The 7,041-nt window shown below is 74.3% G+C and carries 5 protein-coding genes; 3 read left to right on the forward strand and 2 right to left on the reverse strand.

Annotated features, from left to right (window positions below; all coding sequences use genetic code 11):
- The first annotated feature begins 10 nt into the window (after positions 1 to 10).
- On the forward strand, positions 11 to 1,450 hold the full coding sequence (gene lpdA, locus ACIBNA_RS33945) for a dihydrolipoyl dehydrogenase (RefSeq protein ID WP_399169016.1): 1,440 nt from the start codon (positions 11 to 13) through the stop codon (positions 1,448 to 1,450).
- Between the two features lie 128 nt (positions 1,451 to 1,578).
- Positions 1,579 to 2,829, forward strand: coding sequence for a M14 family zinc carboxypeptidase (locus ACIBNA_RS33950; RefSeq protein ID WP_399169017.1), 1,251 nt, complete (start codon positions 1,579 to 1,581; stop codon positions 2,827 to 2,829).
- Between the two features lie 90 nt (positions 2,830 to 2,919).
- Here the strand turns inward: ACIBNA_RS33950 and ACIBNA_RS33955 are convergent, their stop codons facing one another.
- Positions 2,920 to 4,287, reverse strand: coding sequence for a M14 family zinc carboxypeptidase (locus tag ACIBNA_RS33955; RefSeq protein ID WP_399169018.1), 1,368 nt, complete (start codon positions 4,285 to 4,287; stop codon positions 2,920 to 2,922).
- 161 nt (positions 4,288 to 4,448) lie between these two features.
- On the reverse strand, positions 4,449 to 5,000 hold the full coding sequence (locus tag ACIBNA_RS33960) for an FHA domain-containing protein (protein ID WP_399169019.1): 552 nt from the start codon (positions 4,998 to 5,000) through the stop codon (positions 4,449 to 4,451).
- A gap of 173 nt (positions 5,001 to 5,173) precedes the next feature.
- On the opposite strand from ACIBNA_RS33960, the gene treZ reads away from it, so the two are divergent.
- A complete protein-coding gene (gene treZ, locus ACIBNA_RS33965) occupies positions 5,174 to 6,919 on the forward strand; it encodes a malto-oligosyltrehalose trehalohydrolase (protein WP_399169020.1) in 1,746 nt (581 codons plus the stop codon).
- Positions 6,920 to 7,041: the final 122 nt, after the last annotated feature.

Consider the following 7,041-nt stretch of genomic DNA (forward strand, 5'->3'; position numbering starts at 1 on the left):
GGCTGAGGGCATGAACACACCGGACGTCATCGTCATCGGCGGCGGCACGGGCGGCTACAGCACCGCTCTGCGCGCCGCGGCCCTCGGTCTGGACGTCGTGCTCGTCGAGCGGGACAAGGTCGGCGGGACCTGTCTGCACCGCGGCTGCATCCCGAGCAAGGCGATGCTGCACGCGGCCGAACTCGTCGACGGCATCGCCGAGGCACGCGAGCGCTGGGGCGTGAAGGCGACGCTGGACACCGTCGACTGGCCGGCCCTGGTGGCCACGCGTGACGACATCGTGGCCCGCAACCACAGGGGCGTGGAGGCGCATCTCGCCCACGCGGGCGTGCGGGTGGTGAGGGGCAGCGCGCGGCTGACGGGGCCGCGCTCCGTGCGGGTGGAGGGCGTGCAGGGCGAACCCGGCGGGCACGGCGAACCCGGCGTGTACGACCTCTCAGCGCGCCGTGGGCTCGTGCTCGCGACCGGCTCGCGGCCGCGCACGCTCCCGGGGCTCGCACCGGACGGACGACGCGTGGTGACGAGCGACGACGCCCTCTTCGCTCCCGGGCTCCCGGCGTCCGTGCTGGTGCTCGGAGGCGGTGCGATCGGCGTGGAGTACGCCTCCTTCCACCGCTCCCTGGGCGCCGACGTCACCCTGGTGGAGGCCGCCGACCGGATCGTGCCGCTGGAGGACGCCGAGGTGAGCCGGCATCTGACCCGCGGTCTGAAGAAGCGCGGCATCGACGTAAGGGCCGGCGCCCGGCTCCTGGACGCCGAGGTCCTCGACGACGGGGTACGGGCACGCGTGCGTACCGCCCGGGGCGAGACCCTCACGGTCGAGGCCGAACGGCTGCTGGTGGCGGTCGGACGGGCCCCGGTCACCGACGGCCTGGACGTGGCCGCCGCGGGCCTCACCACGGACGAGCGCGGTTTCGTGGTACCGGCCGACTGGGACCGGCTGGAGACGGCCGTGCCCGGTGTCCACGTCGTGGGCGACCTGCTGCCGCCGCCGTCGCTCGGACTGGCCCACGCCTCGTTCGCGGAAGGGCTGTTGGTGGCCGAGACGCTGGCGGGCGTGCCGTGCGCGCCCGTGGACTACGCGGCCGTTCCCCGGGTCACGTACTCGTCGCCGCAGACCGCCGCCGTCGGTCTGAGCGAGGCCGAGGCACGCGCGCGTGGGCACGAGGTGGAGGCCAACAGCATGCCGCTGACCGCCGTGGCGAAGGGCATGGTGCACGGGCAGGGCGGCATGGTGAAAGTCGTCGCCGAAGCCGGCGGCGGACGCGTGCTGGGCGTGCACCTGGTGGGCCCGCACGTGTCGGAGATGATCGCCGAGAGCCAGCTGATCGTCGGCTGGGACGCGGAGCCGTCCGACGTGGCCCGGCACGTCCACCCGCACCCGACCCTGTCGGAGGCGGTCGGCGAGGCGTTCCTGACCCTGGCCGGACGCGGGCTGCACCAGCAGTGACGGCGCACCGGCCGGCGATGCTTCCGGGCGCCCCCGGAGCCTCTCCCGCAGCGCCCTTGACACCGCACCATGGCCGTGGGGTACTGCGATTGCGAACTCGGGCGGATGTTCGGGCGGATGTGACGGGGGTGAGTGTCCTGCCGGAGCTGCGCTACCCGACGGTGGCCGAACAGGTCTCTGCCGCCCGGGCCTTGACCGCTCACCGGCGCGGGGTGTGCACCCTGCGGCAGGTGGGTGTCTCGCGCGCGGGCAGACCTTTGCACCTGCTGTCGGTGGGCCGCGCCCGCCGCGCCGTGCTGGTGGTCGCCGGCGCCCACGCCAACGAGCCGACCGGCTCCTGCACGCTGCTCGCGCTCGCCCGACGGGTGCTGGAGGAGCGGGAGTTGCGCGACGGCATCTCCTGGCACTTCCTGCTGTGCGCGGACCCCGACGGGGCGAGCCTGCACGTGACGCCGGCGCCGCGCAGCCTGTTCGACTACCACCTCGGCTTCTTCCGCCCCGCGGGCCCGGAGCAGCCGGAATGGGCGCCGTCCGTGCTGCCGCCCGACCGGCTGCCGCCCGAGACCCGGGCCCTGACCGGCGTCATCGACGAGCTGCGCCCCTACCTCCAGGTGACCCTGCACGGCACGGACCTGGGCGGCAGCTGGGTGCAGTTGACGAAGGACGTGCCCGGGCTGGCCGAGCCGTTCGCCAAGTCCGCGGCCGAGCTGCACATCCCGGTGGAGACCGGCGCCTCGGACGCCGCGGGCTGGCCCGCCTCCGGACCGGGAGTGCACGTCATGCCCGCGCCGGAGGCAGGGCCCGCGTATCCGAGCCTGCCGGACGACGCGCGGCACAGCACCTGGTACCACGCCCACCGGTACGGCGGTCTGACCGCGGTGGTCGAGGTGCCGATGTGGGCGAGCGACCTGGTGGACGACCCGGCTCCGCATCCGGCTCCGGCGGCGGCGATCGGGCGGCTCGCGCGCCGGCTGCAACGGGACGCGCTGGAGGTGACGCGGGTGCTCGACGGCGCGCTGCCCCGGCTCGCGGACCTGGACGGGCCGTTGCTGCGGGCCGCACGGTGGGGGCTGGAGCTGGTGCCGGGGCTGGCCGACGACCTGGTGCGCACGCCGCCCGCCGACCGCACCCGGGCGTACGTCGGCAGTGTGGACGCGTTCGCGCGCCGCGTGCCGCTGCGGGCGGCGGCGATGCTGCGGCGGGTGCTGCGCGGGACCGACGACCGGGCGGCCGAGCAGTTGGAGGAGCTCGTGGCGACCTGGAGCGACGCTTTCGCGGAACGTTTCCGCGCCCGCTGGGTGCCGTTGGAGCACCAGGTCGAGCACCAGTCCCGCACGGTGGTCGCCGCGGCGCTGCACGCGCGCGAGGGGGCGTCGTAGACACCTGCGGCGTCACGGATCCCCCGTGGCCGGGCCGGGCCAACGCCGGCGCCGGCGGACACCGGCCCCGTCCGCGCCGTCAGCGGGGCGTCACTCCCGCTGCATCGGCACCGCCGCCCCCGACCCCCACCCCGACTCGCCCGAGCCGGAGCACGCGCGCGTGTGCCGCCCGGCCAGTTCGAAGGCGGCGAGTACGACGCGTGCCTGGTACTCCGCCTGGCGTGCCACCGGGATCCAGCGCGCCCCGCAGCCGTCGCGGTAGTCGGCGCACCATTCGTCGATCAGCCGGTCCAGCTCCGGCAGCGCCCCGGCCGGGTCGTGGCCGGCGGCCCGCACGAGCTGGTGCAGGAGCCCGGCGGTGCGCAGGGCCAGCCGTCGCCCGGAGATGCGCAGGGCGGCGAGGTGGGCGGTGCTCAGGTCCGGAAGGGGGTGGGCCGCGCCGTCGCCGGTGTCGGGGTCCCAGGCGTCGGCGAGGCCGGGGCAGACCAGTAAATAGTCGTCGACCGGGGCGAGCAGGCGCGCCGCGTCGGGCACCGCGGCGAGGTGCGGCCGGATGCGGGCCAGGAGGTGCCGCAGGAGCCCCGTGTCGTGACGCAGGGTGCGGCTCACGGCCCGCAGCACCGCGTCCCGGTCGGCGGGCGGGGAGCCGTCCGCCACGGCCGCCACGCCCCACATGGGCGCCTCGACGACCGCGGTGACGGTGCCGTGCCGGTGCGGGTGGAACCAGGTCGACTCGACGGCGGCCTCCGTCATGGCCGCGGCCAGGTCGGCCCGGCGCGGCGGCGGGATCCGGTAGACGGCGGGCCCGAGGTCGGGCCAGTACAGGGCGTCGTAGGCGCCGAGTTCGCGGGGGATGCCGAGCCGGGCGGCGATATGGGCGAGACGCTGGGCTAGGCCGGGCAGGTCACGGGTGAGCTCGACGAAGCCGCCGCCGACGTCGACGCCGTGCAGGGAGCACTGCAGGAACGGCCGCAGTTCGTCCTGGACGTCGAGCAGGGCGCGGGTCTCCGGCAGGGCGGCGCCGGCCGCGCCGTCGGGCAGCCATTCGGGCTGTTCCAGGAAACCGGGCCGGAAGAAGTTCCGGAAGTACTGGCCGAGGGCGTACGGGCCGGTCAGCCAGCCCTCGTTGCGGCGCAGGCCGTCCGGGTCGAGGCACAGCAGCAGGTTCCAGGTGGCGTCGGCGCCCTCGGTGAGCCGCGGGTCGGCCAGCGCCCGCTCGGCCAGGCGCAGCACGGTGGCGCCGCCCACGGGTTCGTTGGCGTGCGGGCCGGCGACGACGAGGGCCTGACGGCTGCCGTGGCCGACGGAGAGCAGCCACATGGGCGTGCCCGCGCGGGACGTGCCGATCCTGCGCAGCCGGGCCTTACGCGGGTGGCGGGCGACGAGGGCGGCGGCCCGGGCGCCCAGTTCGTCGACGGTCGGGTAGCGCAGGAGGGGCGGCAGGGCACACCTCCCCAATGCGGTGCCGTCACTTCACCAGCTGTAGATGGCGTACGCACAGTCAGTCACGACTTCGGGGGTACGTCAACACCGCGGAGAGCAACGGGTTTTGAGCCACTCCCCAGGGATCGACAGCTGGTAAATCCAAGGCCAGAGCTAAGGCATGGCTCAGTTTCCGGTCAGCCGGCCGCCAGCCGGAACATCATCCGCCCGAAGCCCACCTGGTCGCCCTCGCGGACGACGGCCGCGCCGACCACGCGCCGTCCGTTCACCGTCGTGCCGTTGGTGGAGCCGAGGTCGCGCAGGACCCACATGCCGCCCTGGTGGCGGAGTTCGGCGTGGACGCGGGAGACCGTCTCGTGGTTCAGGCGCAGTCCGCTGGCGGGGTCGCGGCCTATGCGCAGCGGATGGCCGTGCGCCGGGTGGGGCAGCAGCAGCTTGGGCAGCTTCTCGGCCTGCCAGGCTCTGCGCAGCCGTACGGAGAATCCGGAGACCGCCTCGACGGTGCCGAACACCAGGCGGGAGAAGCGGCTCTCCGTGGGCAGGTCGGCGGTGAGCACGGCGAGCTCGTCCGGGCGGCGGGCGGCGAGCGCCAGTTCCATGCGGCGGATGAACGTGTCGTGGGACAGGCGGCCCATGGCGACGCCGTCACGGAGGACCTTCAGCGCCCTGTCGCGCTCCACGTCGGAGAGCCGCGCCGGGTGCGTGTTGAACTCGAAAGACGACGTCACGCTCGTGATTGTCGGGCAGCGCGGCCGGGCTGTCCAGAAAACGGGAAAACGGCCGCCACGCGCGCGGACCCGGCGACACCCGCCGCAAATGGATGGATGCACCAGCGGATTGATCGGGTTTGACGCACCATGGACGGGCTACATCACGGTGAGCAGACGAAGGGGAACCGTCCGTGCAGTTCGAGGTGTGGGCACCGCAGGCAGGCCGTGTGACGCTCCAGTGCGACGGCGTCACGCGCGCGTTGGAGCGCGATCCGCAGCGGGCGGGATGGTGGCGGGGCGAGGCGGACGCGCGCGATGGGTCCCGGTACGGCTTCGCGCTGGACGACGGCCCCGTACGGCCCGATCCGCGCTCGCGCCGGCAGCCGGACGGCCCGGACGGGCTGAGCGCGGTCGTCGACCACGAGCGGTACGAGTGGCGCGCCCAGTGGCAGGGGCGGCCGCTGCCCGGCGCGGTGCTGTACGAGATGCACGTCGGGACGTACACCCGCGAGGGCACCCTGGACGCGGCCGCCGGCCGGCTCGGCCATCTCGCCGAACTGGGCGTCACACACGTGCAGCTGATGCCGCTGTGCCCCTTCCCGGGCACGCACGGCTGGGGGTACGAGGGCGTCTCGCTGTGGGCCGTGCACGAGCCGTACGGCGGGCCCGAGGCGCTGAAACGCTTCGTCGACCGGGCCCACGAACTCGGCCTGGGCGTGGTGCTCGACGTGGTGCACAACCACTTCGGCCCGTCCGGGAACTACCTGCCCGTCTTCGGGCCGTATCTCACGGACAGGCATCACACGCCCTGGGGCGCCGCGGTCAATCTGGACGCGCCCGGCTCGGACGAGGTGCGCGCGTTTCTCATCGGCAGCGCGCTGGCGTGGCTGCGGGACTACCGGATCGACGGGCTGCGCCTGGACGCGGTGCACGCGCTGGTGGACACGCGCGCGTTCCACTTCCTGGAGGAGCTGTCGACGGCCGTGGACGCCCTGGCCGCCGAGGTGGACCGGCCGCTGTTCCTGGTCGCCGAGTCGGACCTGAACGACCCGCGGCTCATCACCTCCCGGGACGAGGGCGGCCTAGGGCTGCACGCCCAGTGGAACGACGACTTCCACCACGCCCTGCACACCACGCTGACCGGCGAATCGCAGGGCTACTACGCCGACTTCGCGCGCGCTCCCCTCGCCGGGCTCGCCAAGACCCTCACCGGCGGCTACTTCCACGACGGGACGTACTCCAGCTTCCGGGAACGGCGCCACGGACGCCCCCTGGACCGTACGCGGGTCGCCGGGCACCGGCTGCTCGGCTACAGCCAGACCCACGACCAGGTGGGCAACCGCGCCCAGGGGGACCGCCTTTCGGCCCTGGCCTCCCCCGGACTGCTGGCCTGTGCGGCCACGCTGACCCTGACGGCCCCCTTCACGCCGATGCTCTTCATGGGCGAGGAGTGGGCGGCGGGCACGCCCTGGCAGTTCTTCACCGACCACACCGACCCGGAGCTGGCGGACGCGGTACGGCGGGGCAGGCGGCGGGAGTTCGCCGCGCACGGCTGGAAGGAGGAGGACGTGCCCGACCCGCAGGACCCGGCGACCCGGGACCGCTCCTGCCTCGACTGGTCCGAGCCGGAACGCGAGCCCCACGCGCGCGTGCTGGCCTGGTACCGGCGGCTCCTCGCCCTGCGCCACGAGCAGCCCGACCTGACCGATCCCGACCTCGCCGACACCAAGGTCGCCTACGACGAGGAGCGCCGCTGGATCGCCTTCCGGCGCGGGGACGTCCTCGTGGCCGTGAACCTGGCGCGGGAGCCGGCCGCCCTGTCGCTCGGCGTCCCGCACGCGCGCGTGCTGGCCGCGTGGGAGCCGATGGAGACGCCCGGGGCGGACGGGGTGGTGCATGTGCCCGGGGAGTCGGGTGTGGTGCTGTTGCAGGAGTGAGATCCGCTGGAGCGGGAGTGAGGTCCGCTAAGGGCTGTCCCGTAAATGATCTTTGACGTGCTGGGTGGCCTGCCGGTTTCTGCGTCACCCGGCGAGGGCGAGGTTGTGCAGGCGGGCGATGC

Source organism: Streptomyces sp. NPDC050164, from assembly GCF_044459945.1.
Lineage (GTDB): Bacteria > Actinomycetota > Actinomycetes > Streptomycetales > Streptomycetaceae > Streptomyces > Streptomyces coeruleorubidus_A.